Below are 22,143 nucleotides of genomic sequence, written 5' to 3'. Positions count from 1 at the left end.
GAGCGGCACGCTGACGCTAACCGAACCGTCCGGAAATGTAATCCTCTGTCGCCTTTTTGCCGGGATTGGAGAACATCTTCTCGGTGTCGTCGATCTCGATCAGCCGGCCCGGCTTACCGGTGGCTTCCAGGTTGAAGAACGCCGTCTGATCGCTGACCCGGGCAGCCTGCTGCATGTTGTGCGTGACGATCACGATGGTGTAGTCCTGCTTGAGCTCGGCGACCAGGTCCTCGATCGCCAACGTGGAGATCGGGTCCAGCGCCGAGCATGGCTCGTCCATCAGCAGCACATCGGGCTGCACCGCGATCGCCCGAGCGATGCACAGCCGCTGCTGCTGACCACCCGAAAGGCCCGACCCCGGCTTGTCGAGGCGGTCTTTGACCTCGTTCCACAGGTTGGCGCCTTTGAGCGAGCGCTCGACGACCTCATCGAGGGTCTTCTTGTTGCGCACACCCTGCAGCTTCAACCCCGCGATGACGTTGTCGCGAATGGACATGGTGGGGAACGGGTTCGGCCGCTGGAACACCATGCCGATGGTGCGGCGCACCCCGACGGGGTCCACACCGGCGGCGTAGATGTCCTCGCCGTCGAGCAGCACCGAGCCCTGAACGCGGGCACCGGGGGTGACCTCGTGCATGCGGTTCAGCGAGCGCAGCACCGTGGACTTGCCGCAACCCGAGGGCCCGATGAACGCGGTGACGCTACGCGGCTGCACCGACAGCGAGACATCCGCTACGGCGTGGAACGCGCCGTAGAAGATGTTGACGTCTTTGAGGTCGATACGTTTGGCCATGACGAAAGTTCCTGTCGATTCAGCGTTTGCGAGTGAGCAGCCGGGTCGTGGCCGCGGCGGCGAGGATCAAAATGGCGACCACGATGATGAGCGTCAGTGCCGCGCCCCACACCCGTAGTTGGCCTGCGGGCTGCGGGTTGATCAGCTCGGTGTAGATCAACAGCGGCAGCGAGGCCATGTTGCCGTCGAAAATGTCGAAGTTGATCGAACGGGCATAGCCGACCAAGACCAGCACCGGCGCGGTCTCGCCGATGATGCGGGCGATCGAGAGCAGCACGCCGGTGATGATGCCGGGAAGGGCCGTGGGCACCACGATGCGTGCGATGGTCTTCCACTTCGGAATGCCCAAGGCGTAGCTGGCTTCCCGCAGATCATTGGGGACGAGCTTGAGCATTTCCTCGGTGGATCGGACCACCACTGGCAGCATCAGCAGCACCAGCGCCAGCGAGACCGCGAACGCGCTCTGGGTGAAGCCCAGGGTGGTGATCCACAAGCTGAAGATGAACAGCGCCGCGACGATCGACGGCACACCGGCCAGCACGTCCACCATGAAGGTAGTGGTGCGGGCCAGACGGCCACCGCCGTACTCGACGAGGAAGATTGCGGCCATCACCCCGAGCGGGATCGCCAGCACCGCAGCGATACTCGCCTGCACGATGGTGCCGTACAGCGCGTGGTACACACCGCCGGCGAACTCTTCAGGAAGCACGCCTTGCAGCGACCGGGTCCACCAGGTGGAGCTGACGATGGCGCGCCAGCCTCGCTCGATGACGATGTAGAGCACCCAGACCAGCGGGATCAGTGCGACCCCGAAGGCGCTACCCACCAGCGTGGTGGCCACCGCGTTCTTGATGCGCCGACCGCGCGCGGTCGGGTGAAAAGTCGGGCTCTTGATCGGCTCATCCAGTGTGGCGACGTTCATCTCAGTTCACCTTCGATCCGGCGATGGCGCGTGCGGCAGCGTTGACCGCGAAGGTCAGCGCGAACAGGACGAAGCCCGCAGCGATGTAGGCGCCCGTAGGTAGCGGGGCGCTGAATTCGGCTGCGGCCGAAGCGATCTTCGATGCGAAGGTGTAGCCACCGTCGAACAGCGACCAGTTACCGGCCTTGGCCGCCGACCGCAGGATGATCAGGACCGCGACGGTCTCACCGAGGGCACGACCCAGGCCCAGCATGGACGCGGCCACCACGCCGCTGCGGCCGAACGGCAGCACCGTCATGCGCACCACTTCCCACTTCGTCGCGCCCAGGGCCTGGGCGGCTTCGATGTGCGGAATCGGGGTCTGGCGGAACACTTCCCGGCTCACCGAGGTGATGATCGGCAAGATCATCACCGCCAGGACGATGCCCGCGGTGAAGATGGTGCCGCCACCAACTAGCGACACGTTGCCCTCTTTGAACAGGAACAGCCAGCCCAGGTTGCGGTTGAGGAACTCGGCCACCGGCGAGAGCTGGGGTGCCAGCACGAAGATGCCCCACAAGCCGAAGACGATGGAGGGGACCGCGGCCAGCAGGTCGACCGCGATGCCGAACGGCCGGGACAGTCGGGCCGGGGCGTAGTGCGTCAGGAACAGGGCGATGCCGATCGCCACTGGTACCGCCAAGACCAGTGCGAATCCTGCGCTGAGCACCGTGACCATGAACAGGTCGGCGATACCGAACGCCAGGTGGTCACCGTCGGAGGTCTTGAACTCGCTGCTGGTGAAGAAGTTGTCGTGGTTGGCCATCAACGACGGGATCGCCTGGATCAACAGGAACACGGCGATCAGCGCGATGGCGATGACGATCGTGGCCCCGGCGGCGACGGCAATGGCCTTGAAAATCCGGTCGCCGAGGGCGCCGGTGCTGGTCCGTTTCGGGGCGGCCGGTTTCGGGGGCGTGATCGGATCAGACATCCGTGAATTGTCCCCCGGCGCGGGTGCCGTCGACGACGGCACCCGCGGGGTTCCCGAAATATCGGGTTGTAACGCCATGAGAACTCAAATCAGGAGATCGCGTTGACGGCGGTGGTCAACTTCGACTGGAACTCGGCCGGGATCGGGATGTAGCCGTTGCTGTCCAGGCCCTTCTGCCCACCGGTGATCGTCGACTGCAGGAACGCCTTGACCGCCTTGCCGGTGTCGGCGTCGGCGTACTTCGAGCACACGATCTCGTAGGTGGCCAACACGATCGGGTACGAGCCGGCCTGAGTCGGCTTGTAGAAGGTGGCGGTGTCGAGCACCAGGTCGTTGCCCTGGCCCTTGACCTTGGCGCCGGCGATGGTCTTACCCACGGTCTCGGTGCTGATGTCGACGGGCTCCGGTCCGGCCGAGGTGACGACCTTGGCGGTGGTCAGGCCCTGGGTCTTGGCGAAGGACCACTCGTTGTAGGTGATCGATCCGGGGGTGTTCTTGATGGCGGCCGAGGTGCCCTCGTTGCCCTTGGCACCTTCGCCGACGCCGCCGGCGAAGGCCTTGCCGGCGCCCTTGCCCCAGGCGCCGTCAGAGGCCGCGTCCAGGTACTTCTGGAAGTTGTCGGTGGTGCCGGATTCGTCGCTGCGGAAGACCACGTGGATCGGGTCGGCCGGCAGGGCGACGCCGTTGTTCAGTGCGGCGATGGCCGGGTCGTTCCAGGTCTTGATCTCACCGTTGAAGATCTTGGCGGCGGTGGGGCCGTCGAGCGACAGGGAGGTCACGCCGGGGACGTTGTAGGTGATGGCGATCGGGCCGAAGACGACCGGCAGGTTCCAGGCTTCCGAGCCGCAGCGGTCCTTGGCCTTGTCGATCTCGCCCTTCTTGGCGTTCAGCGGGGAGTCCGAGCCACCGAAATCGGTCTGCTTGCCGAGGAATTCGCTCACGCCGGCGCCCGAACCGTTGGAGGTGTAGTTCAGGGTGTAGCCCGAGCAGGCCTCCTCGTAGGCCTTGACGAAGCGGGTCATCGCGTTGGCCTGCGCGGTCGAGCCGCTGGCCTTGAGTGCCTTCTTGCCGCCGCAGGACACGTTGGACGAACCGCCGTTGGCGCTCGAGCCACCCGAGGACGCGTTGTTGTCGCTGCCGCACGCCGACAGCGCCAGCGCTCCGGCGGCCACCAAGCTCACGGAGACGCCAAATCGGTTGAGCTTCACAGAACTCCCTCACAGCATTGGGGTGACGTCCGCAAAAATTTGCGTCACCGGGTTGGGCCGAGCACGAAAATGTCGCTCCGCTAGACGGTTCTGTCTCCGTCCGGCAACAGAACCTAGGCGTCCCCCATGAACGTCCGGCCCAATCACGATGAACGGAAGATGAACCACGCTGGGAGGGTGTCCGCTGCAGCGGTATGCCCTACCTTGACGTATCGTGATAACTCAATGAACATTGAGTCAATGCCTATGGAGTCGAGTGACACCGTGCACCACCGGGCGGCCATCCACGCCGCACTGGCCGATCCGGGCCGCCTCACCATCGTTGACCATTTGTTGCTGGCAGACGCCTCCCCGTCGGAACTTCAAGAGCTGCTGAGTGTCGGGTCGAATCTGTTGGCCCATCATCTGCGGGTGCTGGCCGAGGCCGGGCTCATCACCCGCCGCCGCTCCGAAGCCGACGGGCGCCGTACGTACTTGCATTTGGACCGCCGCGCGTTGGATGCCATGGTGCCCGTGGCGGGGCGGCGGGCGCGCCGGGTGGTTTTCGTCTGCACGCAGAATTCTGCGCGCAGTCAGCTCGCGGCGGCGATCTGGAACCGTATGAGCGCCGTGCCGGCCACCTCGGCCGGCACCCATCCCGCCGAGCACATTCATCCCTTGGCACTGGCGGCCGCGCAGCGTCGGCAGGTGCCGATGCCGGCGCGCACACCCCAGCGCCTCGACGACGTGCTGCAGCCCAGCGACCTGGTGATCGCGGTGTGTGACAACGCGCACGAGGAACTGCCCGCCGACCCGCAACGGATCCACTGGTCGATCCCCGATCCGGTCCGCGCGGCGACGCCCGATGCCTTCGACATCGTGGTCGACACGCTTGTCGAACGCATCGATCACGTCGCCCCGCGGCTGCGGGCGGGCTGAGGTCCGGTGGTCACGGTGGCCGGCACAGCCTCCGTCCCGCTCACGCGCCGCCTGCGGGCGTTGCGCGATCGGTTCCGGGCGGGCTACCCGAATGAGGCTCCGGGCCTGGGGTATTCACCGCTCATGGCGTTGGCGGGCCCGCCGTCGCTGACGCCGAAGCAGGCCCAGCAGGTGGTCGAGCACTTGGTGGACCGCCCGGCCGATCCGGTGGAGGTCGCGGTGGCGATTGTCGGTGTCACCGGCCGGCTGCCCCATCCTGGGCAGCGGCGCACCATCGAGCGGCTGCTGCGCGCATACCCCGGGCGCGCCTAGAGGCCGCCCCGCTATTGGCAGCAGCGGGGATCGAGTACCACACACAACGCTTGCAGCGCATCAGGTTTCACCCGGTGGAACACCCTCATGCCGCGGCGATCGGACAACACCAGCCCCGCGGTGCGCAGCTGCCCGATGTGATGACTGATCGTGGACTCTCCTACGCCGAGCGCTTCGGACAGGTCCCCGCTGGTCTGCTCGCCATCGGCCGCGCTGAACAGGGACGACAAGATCTTGATGCGCACCGGGTCGGCGATTGCCTTGAGCCGCATGGCCACCGCCAGCGCATCCTCATCGCCCATCGGGCCCGAGGCCACCGGGTTGCAACACACCGGCTCGGACATGTCGATCATCGGTAACGCCTTGGGCATGACACCATCGTGCCAGCGATCTTGACATATATCAAAAAGGTGGCAAGCTGAGGTCGGCGCCAATTCGATATATGTCACATCCAATACTGGAGGTCTCGACCATGTCCCGTGTCCAGCTCGCCCTTAACGTCGACAACCTCGACGAGGCAATCACGTTCTACTCCAAGCTGTTTGGCATCAGCCCGGCCAAGGTGAAGCCGGGTTACGCCAACTTCGCGGTGGCCGAGCCGCCCCTCAAGTTGGTGCTGCTGGAGAACCCCGGCAAGGGCGGCACCATCAACCATCTCGGCGTCGAGGTGGCCTCCAGCGAGCAGGTCCACAGCGAGATCGCCCGGTTGACCGGCGAAGGCTTATTCACCGACGAGGAAATCGGCACCACGTGCTGTTTCGCCACCCAGGACAAAGTGTGGGTGACCGGCCCGGCCGGCGAGAAGTGGGAGGTCTACACCGTGCTCGCCGATTCGGACACCTTTGGCTCCAGCCCCAACCTTCTCGACGACTCCGGCGAAGGCGGTGTCTGCTGCGGCGGCACCGCGGCCGCTGAAGCTGGTCAGCCCAGCGCCGCCTCCTGCTGCTGAGGCCCCAGCAGCCCGGCTGCACGCCACGGCGTACCGCGGCGTGCAGCAGGGCCGCGTGGTCGGTTAGCGGCCCTGGCCAGTGATGCGTCGTGACGCAATATCGGCGACAGGAGCTTTCCGCGCAGCGGCTTCGCGTTCCAGGACCAGCAGCTGAATGACACTGGCATAGGTGGCGAGGCGTTCCTCCAACTCGACGCAGTGCGCGAGCAGCGCGGTGTGGTCGCGTTGGAGTTTCGCGTGGTCGCTGAGTTGACGGGCGAAGGCGGCCGGCGCCCCGTCAGCGTTGCGGACCCGGGCCTGGAACTGCTCTTTGAGATCGACGTGCTGATGCGTCAGCTGCCAGCGGCCGACATCGGCCTCCACCGCCAGCTGGGACACGCTGAGCCGCCCGCTCGACCGCAGCGGCTCGCCCGCCAGCAGTCGATCCATCGCGGCCATGATCTTCTGGCGCACCGGGTCGTTGTCTCGTTGTGCAACACTGCCACTCATTGGTGCTCCTGCAGAATCGCCGCCAAGCGCGAAAGCTCTTGGCGCTCACGTGCATGGCGCAACGGTGGCGCCAAACTGTCGTTGACGATGTCGGCCAGCTCATCGTGACGGGCGCGCACGGCCATGATGTCACGGTCGGTGCGCGCGATGTTACGACACCGCGGCTGACAGTCATCGATATCCGGGGTCACCATAGGATCCTCGGCGCTGCCGCGGATCTGGCACCGTGCCTGGGCCGGTTCGAACACACACGTCATCCCGTCGCCGTGAAAGATCTGCAGCAGCGGATTGCCCAGCAGATCACGTGCCTGTTTGGCGCTGGTGATCACGTGGCCGCCGAACTGCTTGCTCGCTGCGCTGACACGGGAGCGGTAGGTGTGCGCAGCCGGTCCCGATACATGCTCGCCACCGGCCAGGGCTTGTTCGTCGGCGGCCAGTTCTTCCATGCGGGCCAAGAAGTCTTCGAAGGCGTATTCGTCGGGAAAGCCGGAGTTGTAGTCGCCGGCGTAACCCTGAATCAGCCGAGTGTGCACATGTCCGTATTGGATCGCACCGGCGACCAGGCCGCGTGGGCGGCGTCGGATAAACCACGCCAGTGTGCGGCGAAACCGCGAAATGCTCAGCCCGCCACGCGGATCGGGTGGGATCGGCGGTAGTCCGCGGGGGCGGCAGTAGTCGTTGACCCAGTCGATGAACGCGGCAATGTCGGGAGTCGATTCGGTACGGGCCCGCCCGCTGCGCGTGATATTGCGGGGCCGGCTTCGCCCCACCTCGAGGGTGACCGGAAACAACAAGTCATCGTCGTGCAGGCGCTGCAGTACCGCCACCGCGTCGGCCACCGGTGCCACCACCACCCAGGGGTCACGCCGTGGTGCCCCCGCGGGGATCTTGTTGCCGCTGACATCCACGGCGTTTTTGAAGAACACCCCTGACATCAACCACATGTCGGCCGCGTCATCGTGACTGATGCAGTCGCGGCGCAGGTTGAGCACCTCGCCCGGGCGGGCCCCGGACAGATAGGCGATCACCACCAAACACGCCGTACTCAGGTGCCGGGCAAGGACTTTGGCGTCGCGGTAGGCGATCGGGCCGGCATGCCATGGCTGGCCGTCGAGCTGCGCGGTGATCGCGGTATCGAGGTAGGCGTCATCGGCGACGGGCACGCCGGCAGCCAGCAGCAGCTGCCCGGCCGGGCTGGAGGCAGTCTTGGAGTTAAACGAGCGCTCCAGAATCATGCCGACGTGGCGCCAGTCCACCTCGACCTGACCGTCGGCGCTTGTCTTGCCTGGCAGGCAAGCGCCACGTCGTTTCACGTCGTCGAGGTAGGCGCGCATTTGCCGCTCGACGGTGCCGGGCGGAGGCCGAAACGGCACCGGCCCGTGTCGGCGCCGCCCCTCCGGCGTGCGCGCCTTGAGCCGCACGTACTCGGTGTGGGCGGCCACGATATCGGCGGCAAAATCCTCCACGAAGCGCAGCGACCATGACAGCAGCGCCGCCATGGTCGCTTCGGCGATACGTGGGGTGCGGTTTTCCCGGCTGGTTCGCGCGCGCCCGAACAGCTCGCCCGCCGGATCGCCTGCCCACGGCGGCAACACGGGCAGGCGCATCGATGCGGGCAGAATGCTGCGATAGCTCCACAGCCGCCGGACCTCGACGGTGCGGCGGAATTTGGCCTCCAGGGTGATGTCCTGATCGCCGACATGACTGAGGTAGTCATCGAGCAGATCGTGGGTCACGTCGCAGAACTGGGTGATCTGGCGGCGATGCAGCCAGGTGAGGAAATCTTTGAACCCCGACCACGCCGACAAGATGGTGCGGATCGAAGCCCGTTCGGCGCCCACCCGATACAGTGGTGTCGGCGCGTCGTGGTTAATCAGCTGCCACACATAGTGTTTGGCCGCCAGTCGCAGCGGAGCGGGCAGTGCCGCGAAGTTCAGGCTCGCCGCAGTCTCGTGCTCTTCGAAGATCGCCTCCGAGAGCCGCCAGCGGTCCGCGCCGAAACGGCACAACGTGCTCACATCGGTTCCGGGTACCAGTTCGCGGTCCAGCAACACCACCGTGTCAGGGGTTGGCCAGGACACCCCCGCCGGCGGGCCCTCGGGCCAGCAGTCCGTTGCCGCGAGCGTCGTCACCGTAGATCCAATTCCCGATTGACGAACCGCTCCACCAGATCACGTTGCGCCGGTGTGGGATTGGCGCGTGCCTCCGCTACGTCCAGCGGGTCCTGGCGGGCCAGCAGGTCGGCGAGCTGCGCGTACGGCACCGAGAAACGCTGCACCCACGCCAGCGGCGGCATGACGGCCCGGCGGGCCGCCAGGCGGTCATGAACCAGCACCTGAATCGGTAGGTGGCGTGGCAGCGCCCGCGCACACGGACACTCCAAACACGTCATGAACGACGCCCGGCAGGGTTGCCCCGCCGGGGCGTGCGGACTGTTCTCGTGGTCGATACACGCATTCATGACCGTGTCGAGCTCCCCGCGCGCCAGCTGTTGCAGGGTCGCGGCGTCCACCCCGTGACTGGCGGCGATCGCCTCGGGGTCGGAGCTGGCTTGTTCGAGTTCGGCGGGGGAGATCACGTCCATGGCGGCGCGGGTACGGGCGGTGTCCACCTGATCAGCCAGCGCCGCGGCGACCACGCCGCGATACTCCTGCAGATTGCCTCGATCACGGCCCAGGTAGTCGCGTACCAGCGTGGTCTCGGTGTGCGCCACCGGCTTCTGGTGCAGTTGAAGGTACGTCAGTCTGATCCGGCCCGCCGCCACCGCCAGCGGTACCGCGCGGCCCTGGCTGTCGAGCGCATCGCTGCGCAGATTGTGCCTGTCGGCCCACGTGGCGAAACACTTGTGCCCCGGGGGAACCCGAAACCCCCGCCCTAAACCGCTGTGCCCACCGGTCCAGTGATAACCGAGCAGCAGCCGGTCACTGCCGGTGATCTCACGCGAACGCGCCGTCAGCTCCAGCAGCAGCGCGTACAGACCGAACGGGGTGTGCAACTCGTCGCGAACCGACAGCGCCTGGGGCTCAGCGGGGATGCTGATCCAGTCGGGAACCTGCGACAGCACCAGATTCATGTACGCCCGGGCGCCGCGACGCGCCTTGTAGGTGTCCAGGATTGCCGTCGCCGCGTCCCCGGTGTACCCGTCGGCGCGGTGATGGGCCGCCGGGGTGTCCAAGATGACGCTCATGTTCTCCCCGGTCATCACCGCCAGTAACACCGCACCGGCACTGGCCTCAAAGCCATCCAGGTGCGCCCACCGAATGACATCGGCCACGCTGCCGTAACGCCCCTGCTGTACCCAGGCCTTGATGTTGGTGCCTTGCCGGTACTTTCGTTCATACCGCGGAACATCGCCGGTACGGTCTACCCAATCGAGCAGTTCCAAACGCCGATCGGGGTCGGCCAACTCCCCGGCGCGGAACCGCGCCAGCAACGCCCGATTGGAACGAATGCGCGCTGCCGCGGCCCTCAGGTCCGATCGCGCTGCGTCGGCGATTCGTTTGAACTCCGCACGGCTGTAGCTTGATTTGCCCTCTCCGCTGGCCACGAACGGCGGGTTGGCTTCATGCAGCTTGGCCCGCAACGCCTCGCCGATGCCATCGGCACGCAACAACAGCGCCTTGAGCGCACCCAGCTCCATCGGAGCACACGAGATGTGGCCTCGCGACGCGTGAAACCCGTCGATGTGTTGAGCCGTCACGTCGGCCATGTGCAGCGGCGGGGATGGCAGGGCGGACACATAATCGCTGAACAGCCGCGCCACGCGGAAGCTGATACGAAACGACTGCACCGCGTTCAGGCCGCCACCTGGAGCGGTGCGCCGCGCGAACGCGAGGGCCAGAGCGCGTTGCACATCCGGCGCCGTCGAGAGCGCCGAGAAATCGAAATCGATTACAGTGCCGGACTTTTGGGAAAAACAGCGCACAGTCAAGCTTCCCGGCACCAGGCCACGATCAGTGCCATGACCACTCTTGGGCAATGCAGCCTTGCGACCCCGCCGTGTCATTGCACCGCCATGAGCGGGTCACCGGCGACCTTCGGGTGCGTGGCGAACGCAGCGGCCATGAACTCCGCGATCGGAAACCCGTCTGCGTGGGTCAGCAGCACCTCGACGTCCAGGTTGCGGAACGGCTCCAAATACACGTTCTTGGTGGTCTCCACCCGGGCATGACCGAGCATCGTCTGCACAAGATGCCAGGTGTCGCCGAACTGGGCGCGAAAGTCACTGGCCTCCTGAGTACTCAGGTGGCCCAGCTGTGCCAACTGGACCAGCCTGGCGATCGAAAACCATTTCAGTGCAAAAGAATGTCGACACATATGCGGTGTACAGCTGAAATCCGCCAACCCAAGATCGGCGATCCGCTGGTTCCCCGTCTCAAATGTGTGGTGCCAACCATGCGGATCGCGGGGCGTGCCATCCTCATTGAGCCACAGCGCCAGCGGCTCCAAGCCCGACGGCGTCCGGCGAAACAGCGTGCGCCGCACGCGCGGACCAATGAGATTCCAGTTGCGCTCCACCATCGCATCCCCGTCGGGCAGCGAGACCGAGCGCCGGCGCCCGGTCTCGGCGACAACGCAGATCCCCGCCATCTGCTGATAGCGGCCGGCGCACTGCGCGTCGCGGACCGCGCGCGCACGCGCCCCCTCGATATAGGCACGCACCTCGCTCAGCGCCGCACGCGGCATCCAATACGTATGCCCGTACCCGCCCTTTGCACACGCATCCGCCAGCTGGCAGGTGAAAAAACCCCGGTCCGCCTCCAGCGTCGGCAACTCCGGCAAAACCACGCTGGCCCACTCTGTCAGGCGCAGACCCGTCCCGTAGAGGCCGTCGACAAAAGCGCTGTCCCGCTGCTCATTTCGTCCCTTCCATGACCGGTCGCGCCGTCCGGACAAGTCCCTGCCCCGCAGCCCCACGTCGCGCCAACGTACGATGGCGGCCGGGTCCAACCACTTCACGCCCGCTTGGCGTTTCGCCCGCGGAAAGCTCACCTCCGCGAACACGTCGACGACGTCGGGGAACCGAGCCGCCGTCCACCGGTAGAACTTCTTACACGCCGCCACATCCTTGGCGAACGTCGATGTCCCCACCGGCGCGGCGTTGGCCGGATCGATCAACCGCCAGAACTCGAACTCCTCGGCATCGTCGACGGCAGCATCCCACCACGAGATTCCTCGGGTCTCCAGGAAGTTGAGCCACAGCGCCAACGCGTGCGCGTAATCGCGCTGTGTGGTCTCGGCCAAGTTGCGCATCCGCGCCGAGGCCAGAAAAGCATTCACGCGAACATCAGGAAATCCGTTGGGCCCCAACAGATAGCGCTGCCCATCCCGAACGCCGAGCCGCGCCGCCCAGGCACTCAGATCCAACCCCTGCTGTTCAAGCCCCTCTACAACCACACCGTTCGATCGACGAAAGTCGAACCGATGCACAGACCAGCTACCAGAATCCAACCGCCCGCTCCCATCAGAAAGTCGGGTCATTCAACCACAACAGAAACGGTGGCTATAGAACTGTCCGCGCTGTCGGAATGACAATGCGCACAATCGTTTTCCACTTGGGGATGCCGAGTGCGTAGCTGGCCTCCCGCAGGTCCATCGGGACGATGCGCAGCATCTCCTCGGTGGACCGCACGATGACCGGGATCATCAGCAGCACCAGCGACAGCGACACCGCGAAACCGGTGCGCTGGAAGCCCAGCGTGGCCACCCACAGCGCGTAGACGAACAGCGCGGCGACGATCGACGGGACACCGGTGAGGATGTCGACCATGAAGGTGGTGACCTTGCCCAGCCGGGTGCCGCCGCCGTATTCGACGAGGTACACCGCAACCATCACACCGATCGGGATCGAGATGACAGCACAGACAAGCGCCTGCAGCACGGTGCCGACGATGGCGTGATACGCACCGCCGCCCTCCACGAACGCGGTCATGCCGGACTGCGAGTTGGTGAACCAATCCGCCGACGTGATCGCCTTGTAGCCCTTGGTCACAACGGAATACAGCACCCACACCAGCGGGATCAGCGCCACCAGCACCGACAGACTGACCAGCACAGTGGCCACCCAGTTGGTCACCTTGCGACGCAGGCTGACGCCTTCGAACGACTGGTGCTTGACGGGCCGCTCGAGCATCGCGGCCATCTTGGCGTTCATTTCGCTCCCCTACCGGCCACCGTCGCCCGCGCCGCGGAGTTCACCACGAACGTGAGGATGAACAGCACCAGGCCGGCGGCGATGTACGCGCCGGCCTTGAACTGGTCGTTGAATTCGCTTGCGGTGGCAGCGATCTTGCTGGCGAACGTGTAGCCGCCGTCGAACAGGGTCCAGCTGAAGTGGGTCTGCGTACCGCGCAGGATGATCAGCAGCGCGATGGTCTCACCGAGTGCTCGGCCGAGGCCGAGCATGGCGCCGCTGATGTAGCCAGAGAGGCCGAAGGGCAGCACGGTGGTGCGCACGACTTCCCAGCGGGTGGCGCCCAGCGCCAGCGCGGCTTCGATCTGGCCGCGCGGCGTCTGCACGAAGACCTCGCGGGTCACCGCGGTGATGATCGGCAGGATCATCACCGCGAGCACGATGCCGGCGGTGAAGATGGTGCCGCCACCGGCTACCGAGGCATTACCGGTCTTGAACAGGAACAGCCAGCCCAGATCCTTGTTGAGCCACAACGCAAACGGCTTGAGCACCGGGGCCAGCACGTACAGACCCCAGACGCCGTAGACGATCGACGGCACCGCGGCCAGCAGGTCCACCATGTACGACAGCGGGCCGGACAGCCGGCGCGGCGCGTACTGCGTGACGAAGATCGCGATACCCAGTGCGACCGGCATCGCGATCAGCAGCGCGAACACCGACACGAAGACGGTGACCTGCAGCAGATCGAGGATGCCGAAGTGCATCGCGGAGGTGTCGGTGGTGACCCAGTTGCCGCCGAAGGTGAAGAAGTTCTCCTTGTTGCGGGCCAGCGCCGGGATGGCGCGCCACAGCAGGAACACACCGATGGCCGCGATGAGCGCGACGATCAGTACGCCGGAACCCTCGGCGAGTAGGCGGAAAATCCGGTCGCCCAGGCGAACTTTCGAGCCCTTCGACGGGTCGAGAGACACCGGCGTCGGCTCGGGGAAGTGTGCGGCAATTGCCTCCCCCGACCCCGCGTCGGCTGGATTCGGTGTTGTCACTGTCATCCTGTCAGGAACCTAACGGTCGTGGGCTCCGGTTCCATCCTTACTGCGATGGAACCGGAGCGCCAGCACTGCTTAAGCGATTGCGTCGACCGACTGCAGCAGACGCGCCTTGAAGGCGTCGGGCAGCGGGATGTAGCCCGCCTTCGACAGGTTGGCCTGGCCCTGGTTGGCGGCGACCTTCAGGAACGACTTCACCGCGGCGGCGGTGTCGGCGTCGTAGCCCTTCGAGCAGACGATCTCGTAGGTGGCCAGCACCAGCGGGTAGGCGCCGGCTTCCTTGGTCGAGTACAGCGACTTCAGGTCGAGAGCCAGGTCGTTGCCGTCCTTGGCGAACTTGGCGGCGGCGATGGCCTTCTTGGCGTTGTCGTCGGTCAGTTCGACTGCGCCCGAACCGTTGTCGATCTGCGCGAACGGCAGCCCGGCGGCTGCGGCCGGGCTCTTCTCGACGTAACCGATGGCGCCCGGGGTGGCCTGGACGGCCTGCACGACGCCGGCCGACTTCTGCGCGCCTTCACCGGCGCCGCCCTGGAACTCGCTACCGGCGCCCTTCTTCCAGCTCTCGGGAGCCGCGGCGGCCAGGTACTTCTGGAAGTTGTCGGTGGTGCCCGACGAGTCCGAGCGGTAGACCGGCTTGATGTCGGTGTCCGGCAGGGTGGTGCCGGCGTTCAGCGCGGCGATGGCCGGGTCGTTCCACTTCTTGATCTCACCCTGGAAGATCTTGGCCAGCACGTCGGCGTTGACGACGAGCTTGCTCACGCCTTCGAGGTGGTAGGCCATCGCGACGGGGCCGAAGACCAGCGGCAGGTTCCACGCCGGGTTGCCACCGCAGCGCTCGGCGGCCTTCTCGATCTGCTCCTTGGCCAGCGCCGAGTCGGAACCGGCGAAGTCGACCTGCTTGGCGATGAACTGCTGGCGGCCGGCACCCGAGCCGGTGCCGTTGTAGGACAGGTTCTTGCCGGCGCACACCTGGCCCCAGGCCTTGTTGAACTCGGCGATCGCGTTCTGCTGCGCGGTCGAGCCCTCGGCGGTCAGCGCGTTCTTGCCGCCACACTCGGCAGACGAACCGGACGCCGACGACGACGAAGTGCCGGAGGTGTTGTCGTTGCCACACGCGGTCATGCCGACGGCAAGCGATGCGGCCGCTGCGGTGACGACGAATGCTTTACCGATGCTGGTGAACTTCACGGGTCCTACTTTCGGTGTCGGCCGATGGTCGGCTTTCAAGGGTCGGCTTCCGACTCCCGCGCAACGTATGCGGCCGTAATGGACGAATCACTGATGCCGAATGAACACCGGGTGAACTCGATCAGCGACTTTTCAGGCAACTCGTCGTTTCAGCTAACGGTCGGGGCTGCCGCGTAGGCGACATCGGCGCTGTACAGCTCGAACCCGAGACGTCGGTAGGTCTTCACCGCCGCGGCATTGTCTGCCTCGACATACAGCAGTACGGTCCCGCCCGCACCCAGCCGGTCCGCCAGGTGGTGCAGACCGGCCAGCGTCAGCAACGCTCCGAGACCGCGGCCCTGCGCGTCCGGCCCCACACCGACGACGTACACCTCGCCGACGCCGGAGGCGTCAGAAGACTCGGTGTCCGGAGTCCGATGAACTTTCGTCCAGTGGAAGCCGAGCAACCGTTCCCCGGCCGCATCGTCGGCGTCATATGCCAGGAACAGCCCCGCCGGATCGAACCACGATTCAGCCCGGCGCTCGTCCACCTCGGCCTGCGTCCAGCCGCCCTGTTCGGGGTGCCAGTGGAACGCCGCGTTGTTGACGCGCAGCAGTTCGGCGTCGACCTCGGGCCCCGGATACGTGGTCAGCCGGACACCGGGTTCACCCAGCAAAGGAGGCAAGTCGGACAGCGAGCGACGCATCTGCCAGAGTTCGCGCACCGCGGTCAGGCCGAGTGCCACAGCGGTGGCACGCGCGGCATCGAGGTTGCCGTGCGCCCAGATACGGGTCGCCGCGCCACCGGCGGCGAGGCCGGCACGGATCAGGTCGCTGCCGATGCCCCGGCGTCGTGCCTCGACGGCGACGACGGCCTCCGCCATGTCCGGTGCGAGGTTCAGATAGCCGATCAACGCACCCGAGTCGTGCGCCAGCAGATGGCGGGTGCGCTCCAGCGGGAGTTCGCGCAGCACCTGGTCGCCGACAGGGGCAACCCCGTCCGCGGCAGTCGCCGCCGCGACGAGTTCACGGATGGCCGTCTGGTCGGCAGCACTCAATGCGGTGTGCCAGGTCAGTTCCGTCACTGCGCGGGCTGGGTCTGCCGAGCGCCGTTCTCGACGTCACCGGAGTCGCCGTCGTCCTCGTCGTCGACGTCATCGACCGACTCGGCGGCACCGTTGGTGCGGCCGCGCGCGGGCCGAACGGCCTTGTAACCGACGTTGCGGACGGTGCCGATCAACGATTCGTAGTCCGGGCCGAGCTTGGCGCGCAAGCGCCGGACGTGCACGTCGACGGTGCGGGTGCCACCGAAGAAGTCGTAGCCCCACACCTCCTGGAGCAGCTGGGCGCGGGTGAACACCCGGCCGGCGTGCTGCGCCAGGTACTTCAGCAGCTCGAATTCCTTGTAGGTCAGGTCAAGAGGCTTGCCACGCAGCCGGGCGGTGTAGGTGCCCTCGTCGATGACGAGCTCGCCGAGCGTGATCTTGCCGGCGCTCTGTTGGTCGGCGACGCCGTTACGGCGTCCCACCAGCAGCCGCAGCCGCGCGTCGATCTCGGCGGGCCCGGTGCCGGGCAGCAGGATTTCGTCGATGCCCCATTCGACGTTGACGGCGACCAGGCCGCCTTCGTTGACCACGGCCACCACGGGGACGGAGGCACCGGTGCTGCCCAGCAGACGACAGAGTCCGCGGGCGGCCGCGAGATCAGTGCGCGCGTCGACGATCGCCACATCGGCGTTGCCGGCTTCCAGCAACGACGACACCTCGGTGGGTGCCGGCCGCACGCTGTGCGGCAGCAGCGCCAGCGCCGGGAGTACAGACTCCGGGTGCGGGTCGACGGTCAGTAGCAGAAGATCCAACGGGTCCTCCAGTACGTCCGGGGCCGCACCGGACGTTCCCCCGCGACGACGCTGTCGCAGTTCAATCCGATTCAACTCCGGAGAATCATGGCTGACACATGGCCGTTACCGGCCAAGATCATCTAACGATAGCTTGCCACCTGCGATTTAGCGGCTTGGAACGGCCGGTCGCGACGCTGCGTGCCTGGGCGTACGCCAGAATGTCCGGATGCGTAAGGTGCTGACCCGGCTGCTGATCCCAGCGGTCGTGCTGATCCTCGCGGTCGTGGGCACCGATTTCGGCTTCGCGATCTTCGCCGAATACCGCATGTCGCGCAGTGTCCGGACCGCCGCACACCTGCACTTCGATCCGTGGGTGTCGATCCTCGGTTTCCCCTTCGGCACCCAGGCGGCGCGGGGCCGCTACCAGCAGGTCGAGGTCAAAGCCGCCGCCGTCGCGCACCCCGTCGTGGGCAAGGCGTCCATCGAGGCGACGCTGTACGACATGGTCGCGACACCCAAGTCCTGGTTGATCGGGCCCGACGCCAAGTTGACCTCGACCAAGCTGGAGAGCCGCATCATCGTGGACTCGACCCACGTCGGCCGTTTCATGGGCATCAAGGACCTGCTGGTGGAAGCGCCCACCAACGATTCGAACGACGCCACCGGCGGCACCACCGAGTCCGGCATCTCCGAAAGCCACGGCCTCGTGTTCACCGGGACCCCGACCGCCGCCGGCCTGGACAAGCGCGTCAGCGTCTCGGTGGACCTGTCCATCACCGGCGCCGACCACACGAACCTGGTGTTCACCGCGACCGAGGTGCTCACCGGCCCGGGCACTGCGGAAGAAAAGGTGCCCGACGACAAGAAGGCCGCGGTGCTGCGGGCCTTCTCCACCACGATGCCGGGGATGAAGCTGCCGTTCGGGCTGACCCCGACCAGTGAGGGCGCGCGCGGCTCCGACGTCATCATCGAAGGCATCGCCACGGGAGTAACCGTGCCCCTCGATGGGTTCAGACAGTCATGAACTCCACAGTCGTGGTGCTGACGGTCCTGGTCGCCGCCCTCGGGATCGCGTACATCATCGGCCGGCTGCTGACCTTGCGTGCCGGCCTGATGAAGGAAGTGACGCCGGCCGAACCGTCCGCCGAAAACGACAACGCCGATCTCGGCCTGTCCACCACCGGCCCGACCGTCGTCCATTTCAGCGCAACGTGGTGCGGACCCTGCGCGGCCGTCCGCCGCGTCGTCGGCCAGGTGTGTGACGACCTCGGGGTCGCGCACGTCGAGCTGGACCTGGACGCCAATCCCGTTGCGGCCCGCCGCCTGTCGGTACTGTCGCTGCCGACGACGTTCATCTTCGACGCCTCGGGGCAGCAGCGGTACCGCACCGCGGGCGTCCCGAAATCCGCTGATCTGCGCGAGGCCCTGCTACCGCTGTTGGCCTGAGCACCCCGTTGTTGGGTAAGCTGTCTGCCGTGTTATCCCCCCGCGAGCTCCTGCTCACCAAACGTCGCGCAGTAGATCTGTGCCGCGTCGCGGGTTGTTGCTGTTGTTGTTGTAGCTGCTGAGTAGCCGCGCCGTCGTTTCGTGTTGCGCTCCGAGCAGCTTTCCGTGGCAGGTCCACGTCTTCCCAACAACAGGAGCTTTCCCATGTCAGACAATTCCATCGAAACCCCGCAGGTCGACGTGCGTGGACCCCGCTTCGCAGCCTGGGTCACCACCGGCGTGCTGATCGCTGCGCTGCTGGTCTCGGCCGCGAGCCCGATCGCCGCGGCCGTGATTCTCGGCGTGCAGGCCGTGGTGTTCGCGATCGGCGCCATCGGCGGACCGCGCAAGCACCCGTACGGCCGCATCTTCGCCACCTTCATCGCGCCGCGGCTGGCGCCGGTGACCGAGAAGGAACCGGTCGCGCCGCTGAAGTTCGCCCAACTCGTCGGGCTGCTGTTCGCGATCGCCGGATTCGCCGGCTTCGCAGCGGGTATCCCCGCGCTGGGCCTGGGTGCCACCGCGTTCGCGTTGATCGCCGCTTTCCTCAACGCTGCCTTCGGCATCTGCCTCGGCTGCCAGATCTACCCCCTGGTGGCGCGCCTGCGCCGCACCGGCATCCCCGCCACCTCCTGACCCGCTAGAGCTGATAAGCAACCGAAAGGAATTCGTACATGGCACGTTCCGACGTCCTGGTCTCGACCGAATGGGCCGAGAACAACCTCGACACCGCCGGCGTGGTGTTCGTCGAGGTCGACGAGAACACCAGCGCCTACGACGACGAGGGGCACATCCCCGGCGCCGTCAAGCTGGACTGGCGCGATGATCTGCAGGACTCGGTCAAGCGTGACTTCGTCGACCAGCAGCAGTTCTCGAAGCTGTTGTCCGACAAGGGCATCAGCAACGACGACACCGTCGTCCTGTACGGCGGCAACAACAACTGGTTCGCGGCCTACGCCTACTGGTACTTCAAGCTGTACGGCCATGGCGACGTCAAGCTGCTCGACGGTGGCCGCAAGCGCTGGGAGCTCGACGACCGCCCACTGGTCAAGGACGCCACCGTCCGCCCGGCGACCTCGTACGAGGCCAAGCCGATCGACAACAGCATCCGCGCGTTCCGCGACGAGGTGATCGCCGCGATCAACACCAAGAACCTGGTCGACGTGCGTTCGCCCGACGAGTTCTCCGGCAAGATTCTGGCTCCGGCGCACCTGCCGCAGGAGCAGAGCCAGCGCCCCGGCCACGTGCCGAGCGCCATCAACGTGCCGTGGAGCCGGGCCGCCAACGACGACGGCACCTTCAAGTCCGACGAGGAGCTGGCCAAGATCTACGCCGACGCCGGCCTCGACGGCGAGAAGGAGACCATCGCCTACTGCCGCATCGGTGAGCGTTCGTCGCACACCTGGTTCGTGCTGCAGGAATTGCTGGGCCACCGGAATGTAAAGAACTACGACGGCAGTTGGACCGAATACGGCTCCCTGGTGGGTGCCCCGATCGAGTTGGGAAACTGATTATGTGCTCTGCACCCAAGCAAGGCCTGACGCTGCCGGCCAGCGTTGACCTGGAGAAGGAAACCGTCATCACCGGCCGCGTCGTCGACGGCTCGGGCCAGCCGGTCGGTGGCGCGTTCGTGCGGCTGCTGGACAGCACCGACGAATTCACCGCCGAGGTCGTCGCGTCGGCCACCGGTGACTTCCGGTTCTTCGCCGCGCCCGGCACCTGGACGCTGCGTGCGCTGTCCAAGGTCGGCAACGGCGACGCCGTGGTGGCGCCGACCGGTGCCGGTATCCACGAGGTCGACGTCAAGGTCGCCTAGTTTCTTTGGCCGCGAGCGGCCGTATCGGTACCCGGACTTCATGCCCTGGTGTGCCGATGCGGCCGCTCGTCGCATTTCCCGGCCGGTGCGGCGCACGTCACACCGGCATCGCGAGTAACCTATCTGTCCGTGGTGCTTTTCTTCGAGATCCTGCTGGTCGCGGCCTCGCTGGCCATCACCTGGTTCGCGCTCTACGCGCTGTACCGCCTGATCACCGACGAGTCGTGACGTCCGACCAGGATCCTGACGGCTTGGGCGAGCTCGGCGCACTGGCCGGTTCCGGCGACCGTGCCATCGCCGCGGCTGCCGATCGCGCCAAGGCCACGGCCGCGCGCAACGTACCCGGGTTCGACGATCTGCCGCTGCCCGCGGACACCGCCAACCTGCGCGAAGGCGCGGACTTCAACGACGCCCTGCTGGCCCTGCTGCCGCTCGTCGGCGTCTGGCGCGGCGAAGGCGAAGGCCGCGATTCCGCCGGCGACTACCGGTTCGGTCAGCAGATCATCGTGTCGCACAACGGCGGCGACTACCTCAACTGGGATGCCCGCTCCTGGCGGCTCGACGAGAACGGCGAATACGCCGGTCCGGGCCTGCGCGAGACCGGCTACTGGCGGTTCGTGAACGACCCGACCGATCCCCACGGGCAGGACGAGTCCCAGGCCATCGAGTTGCTGCTGGCGCATTCGGCCGGCTACGTCGAGCTGTTCTACGGCACCCCGCTGAACCAGGCCTCCTGGGAACTGGCGACCGACGCCCTGGCTCGCAGCAAGTCCGGCATGCTGGTCGGCGGCGCGAAGCGGCTCTACGGGATCATCGAGAACGGCGATCTGGCGTACGTCGAGGAGCGCGTGGACGCCGACGGCGGCCTGACCCCGCATCTCTCCGCGCGCCTGTCGCGTTTCGTCGGCTGACGTTTCTGCGGCTTCGATTCCTGCGGCTTCGTGCCGAGATGGACCGATTGGCTGCGATACCCCTCGGATCACGACCATTTCGTCGACCTCGGCGCAATTGATGCCGGCTGACCTACCCCGGACATGAGGCGGCCCCCGAGCCAAGGTTCCTGGTTGGACAAGACCGGGAGGCTCGGGGGCCGGGTGGCTGCGGGAATTCGCGAGTGCGCTCGGGAATTACCCGGCGCTACTAGCGGGCAGCCACCTCACATGTCCTCAAAGAATCAATCAATTTGTCGGACCACCTCCTTCCCTGTGTACGTGCGACCGTACTCCCGCCTCGGAGCCTCGACAACCGATTTTTCCGGCCTCAGATCTGGCCGTCGATCAGCTCGGCGATCAGCGGCGCAAAGGGCGACTCCGCCAGCGCCCGCCCGTCCAAGGTATGCACCCGCGCCGCCAGCGTGATGGCAGACAACAGCCAAACGCCTTGTGCGGCAAGCAAATCCGGCACGGTCACCCGCCGGTACACACACTCGGTGCCCTGTGCCGCGGCGGCCGCGAACAGCGCGCGCTGCGTGGTCGACGGCAGGATCGACGACGCATCGGGCGTCACCAGAACGGGTTCGCCGGCCGCGCCGCGAACCGCCAGTACGACGGCCGACCGCGGGCCTTCGAGGACCGCGCCCGTCGCGTCGACGAAGACGGCGTCGCCGGCGCCGGCCTGCTCGGCGTGGCGCAACGCGGCCACGTTCGCCGCATAGGACAGCGATTTCGCGGCGGCGAGCGGCCAATGCGGACGCACCAGCGTCACCGCCGCGACGCCGTCGCGACGGGCCGCGGCGACGCGAGCCGGCACGGCGGATGCCATCACGAAGGCCACCACACCGTCGACGCCGCGGCCGAGGACCAGCCGCAGCACGGCCTCCCCGTCGGGCCACTGGCCGATCGCGGTCGCCACCGCCGCCAGCCAACTGACGGCGTCAGGGCACGGCAGGCCCGCCAGCGTCGCCGATCCCGCGAGCCGCGTCAGGTGCTCGTCGAGCAGGCGGACGACGCCGTCACGCACCAGTGCCGTCTCGAAGACCCCGTCACCGCGACAGAACACCGGGTCGTCGGCACGAATCACGGCCCGGCAGCCGTCGACCGCGACGACGATGGGCGGCGGGGTGGTCACGGCCTGAAGGCTAGTCGGGAGGCCA

24 protein-coding genes and 1 pseudogene are annotated in these 22,143 nt (G+C 66.6%); 10 read left to right on the top strand and 15 right to left on the bottom strand.

The features are described 5' to 3' along the window. Nucleotides 1-16 precede the first annotated feature (16 nt). The 4 genes from pstB to pstS (ACJEIK_RS02720) form a co-directional block, all read right to left on the bottom strand. Entirely contained in the window at nt 17-793 is a 777-nt protein-coding gene (pstB, locus tag ACJEIK_RS02735; protein ID WP_061002092.1) for a phosphate ABC transporter ATP-binding protein PstB, read from the bottom strand. Between the two features lie 19 nt (nt 794-812). Beyond that, entirely contained in the window at nt 813-1,715 is a 903-nt protein-coding gene (pstA, locus tag ACJEIK_RS02730; RefSeq protein ID WP_071287806.1) for a phosphate ABC transporter permease PstA, read from the bottom strand. 1 nt (nt 1,716) lies between these two features. Then, entirely contained in the window at nt 1,717-2,688 is a 972-nt protein-coding gene (gene pstC / locus ACJEIK_RS02725) for a phosphate ABC transporter permease subunit PstC (protein ID WP_083420453.1), read from the bottom strand. 89 nt (nt 2,689-2,777) lie between these two features. After that, nucleotides 2,778-3,896 (bottom strand): phosphate ABC transporter substrate-binding protein PstS, encoded by a 1,119-nt coding sequence (gene pstS, locus ACJEIK_RS02720; RefSeq protein WP_071287805.1) that lies wholly within the window; start codon nt 3,894-3,896, stop codon nt 2,778-2,780. Between the two features lie 240 nt (nt 3,897-4,136). On the opposite strand from pstS (ACJEIK_RS02720), the gene ACJEIK_RS02715 reads away from it, so the two are divergent. Together ACJEIK_RS02715 and ACJEIK_RS02710 are read left to right on the top strand one after the other, a co-directional pair. Continuing rightward, entirely contained in the window at nt 4,137-4,814 is a 678-nt protein-coding gene (locus ACJEIK_RS02715) for an ArsR family transcriptional regulator (RefSeq protein ID WP_212814985.1), read from the top strand. A gap of 15 nt (nt 4,815-4,829) precedes the next feature. Further along, a complete protein-coding gene (locus tag ACJEIK_RS02710) occupies nt 4,830-5,126 on the top strand; it encodes a hypothetical protein (protein WP_409431004.1) in 297 nt (98 codons plus the stop codon). A gap of 11 nt (nt 5,127-5,137) precedes the next feature. On the opposite strand, the gene ACJEIK_RS02705 is transcribed toward ACJEIK_RS02710, so the two are convergent. Continuing rightward, nucleotides 5,138-5,497, bottom strand: a complete 360-nt coding sequence (locus ACJEIK_RS02705) for an Rv2640c family ArsR-like transcriptional regulator (protein ID WP_061002101.1) — start codon at nt 5,495-5,497, stop codon at nt 5,138-5,140. A 101-nt stretch (nt 5,498-5,598) separates the two neighbouring features. On the opposite strand from ACJEIK_RS02705, the gene ACJEIK_RS02700 reads away from it, so the two are divergent. After that, entirely contained in the window at nt 5,599-6,075 is a 477-nt protein-coding gene (locus ACJEIK_RS02700) for an ArsI/CadI family heavy metal resistance metalloenzyme (protein WP_061002103.1), read from the top strand. A 63-nt stretch (nt 6,076-6,138) separates the two neighbouring features. Here the strand turns inward: ACJEIK_RS02700 and ACJEIK_RS02695 are convergent, their stop codons facing one another. The 9 genes and pseudogenes from ACJEIK_RS02695 to ACJEIK_RS02655 form a co-directional block, all read right to left on the bottom strand. After that, nucleotides 6,139-6,564, bottom strand: a complete 426-nt coding sequence (locus tag ACJEIK_RS02695; RefSeq protein ID WP_409431003.1) for a hypothetical protein — start codon at nt 6,562-6,564, stop codon at nt 6,139-6,141. Next, nucleotides 6,561-8,696 carry a hypothetical protein gene (locus ACJEIK_RS02690; protein ID WP_409431002.1) on the bottom strand — a complete coding sequence of 712 codons (2,136 nt, stop codon included), beginning with the start codon at nt 8,694-8,696 and terminating at the stop codon, nt 6,561-6,563. The genes ACJEIK_RS02695 and ACJEIK_RS02690 overlap by 4 nt, the downstream gene beginning before the upstream one ends. Then, nucleotides 8,693-10,417 carry a hypothetical protein gene (locus ACJEIK_RS02685; RefSeq protein ID WP_409431001.1) on the bottom strand — a complete coding sequence of 575 codons (1,725 nt, stop codon included), beginning with the start codon at nt 10,415-10,417 and terminating at the stop codon, nt 8,693-8,695. The genes ACJEIK_RS02690 and ACJEIK_RS02685 overlap by 4 nt, the downstream gene beginning before the upstream one ends. A 149-nt stretch (nt 10,418-10,566) precedes the next feature. After that, complete coding sequence (locus tag ACJEIK_RS02680) at nt 10,567-11,994, bottom strand: tyrosine-type recombinase/integrase (protein WP_409431000.1); 1,428 nt, start codon at nt 11,992-11,994, stop codon at nt 10,567-10,569. 88 nt (nt 11,995-12,082) lie between these two features. Beyond that, nucleotides 12,083-12,706: pseudogene (gene pstA, locus ACJEIK_RS02675) on the bottom strand (phosphate ABC transporter permease PstA); the annotation flags it as partial. 8 nt (nt 12,707-12,714) lie between these two features. Further along, nucleotides 12,715-13,746 carry a phosphate ABC transporter permease subunit PstC gene (gene pstC / locus ACJEIK_RS02670; RefSeq protein ID WP_409430999.1) on the bottom strand — a complete coding sequence of 344 codons (1,032 nt, stop codon included), beginning with the start codon at nt 13,744-13,746 and terminating at the stop codon, nt 12,715-12,717. Between the two features lie 72 nt (nt 13,747-13,818). Further along, entirely contained in the window at nt 13,819-14,931 is a 1,113-nt protein-coding gene (gene pstS / locus ACJEIK_RS02665; protein WP_133428302.1) for a phosphate ABC transporter substrate-binding protein PstS, read from the bottom strand. 149 nt (nt 14,932-15,080) lie between these two features. Then, a complete protein-coding gene (gene mshD / locus ACJEIK_RS02660; protein ID WP_135355862.1) occupies nt 15,081-15,995 on the bottom strand; it encodes a mycothiol synthase in 915 nt (304 codons plus the stop codon). Continuing rightward, complete coding sequence (locus ACJEIK_RS02655) at nt 15,992-16,768, bottom strand: winged-helix domain-containing protein (protein ID WP_064858769.1); 777 nt, start codon at nt 16,766-16,768, stop codon at nt 15,992-15,994. The genes mshD and ACJEIK_RS02655 overlap by 4 nt, the downstream gene beginning before the upstream one ends. Nucleotides 16,769-16,976: 208 nt before the next feature. On the opposite strand from ACJEIK_RS02655, the gene lmeA reads away from it, so the two are divergent. From lmeA to ACJEIK_RS02620, 7 genes are all read left to right on the top strand, one after another. Beyond that, a complete protein-coding gene (gene lmeA, locus ACJEIK_RS02650; RefSeq protein WP_138247853.1) occupies nt 16,977-17,774 on the top strand; it encodes a mannan chain length control protein LmeA in 798 nt (265 codons plus the stop codon). Beyond that, nucleotides 17,771-18,196, top strand: coding sequence for a thioredoxin family protein (locus ACJEIK_RS02645; protein ID WP_409430998.1), 426 nt, complete (start codon nt 17,771-17,773; stop codon nt 18,194-18,196). The genes lmeA and ACJEIK_RS02645 overlap by 4 nt, the downstream gene beginning before the upstream one ends. 29 nt (nt 18,197-18,225) lie before the next feature. Next, on the top strand, nt 18,226-18,318 hold the full coding sequence (locus ACJEIK_RS02640; RefSeq protein WP_366663813.1) for an Ms5788A family Cys-rich leader peptide: 93 nt from the start codon (nt 18,226-18,228) through the stop codon (nt 18,316-18,318). An 82-nt stretch (nt 18,319-18,400) separates the two neighbouring features. After that, on the top strand, nt 18,401-18,871 hold the full coding sequence (locus ACJEIK_RS02635; RefSeq protein WP_138247851.1) for a DUF4395 domain-containing protein: 471 nt from the start codon (nt 18,401-18,403) through the stop codon (nt 18,869-18,871). A gap of 38 nt (nt 18,872-18,909) precedes the next feature. Further along, a complete protein-coding gene (locus ACJEIK_RS02630; RefSeq protein WP_135355857.1) occupies nt 18,910-19,746 on the top strand; it encodes a sulfurtransferase in 837 nt (278 codons plus the stop codon). Between the two features lie 2 nt (nt 19,747-19,748). After that, nucleotides 19,749-20,051 carry a DUF1416 domain-containing protein gene (locus tag ACJEIK_RS02625; RefSeq protein ID WP_020098804.1) on the top strand — a complete coding sequence of 101 codons (303 nt, stop codon included), beginning with the start codon at nt 19,749-19,751 and terminating at the stop codon, nt 20,049-20,051. Nucleotides 20,052-20,275: 224 nt separating this feature from the next. After that, nucleotides 20,276-20,962: an FABP family protein gene (locus ACJEIK_RS02620; RefSeq protein WP_061001505.1), complete on the top strand. Its 687-nt coding sequence runs from the start codon at nt 20,276-20,278 to the stop codon at nt 20,960-20,962. 349 nt (nt 20,963-21,311) lie between these two features. On the opposite strand, the gene ACJEIK_RS02615 is transcribed toward ACJEIK_RS02620, so the two are convergent. Further along, nucleotides 21,312-22,118, bottom strand: coding sequence for an aminodeoxychorismate lyase (locus ACJEIK_RS02615; protein ID WP_409430997.1), 807 nt, complete (start codon nt 22,116-22,118; stop codon nt 21,312-21,314). Nucleotides 22,119-22,143 lie beyond the last annotated feature (25 nt).

The sequence above is a fragment of the Mycobacterium sp. SMC-16 genome (genome assembly GCF_046250085.1).
Taxonomy (GTDB): Bacteria; Actinomycetota; Actinomycetes; order Mycobacteriales; family Mycobacteriaceae; genus Mycobacterium; species Mycobacterium phocaicum.
Note: the sequence above shows the minus strand (reverse complement) of the source record. Positions and strands in the feature narration are given on the sequence as shown.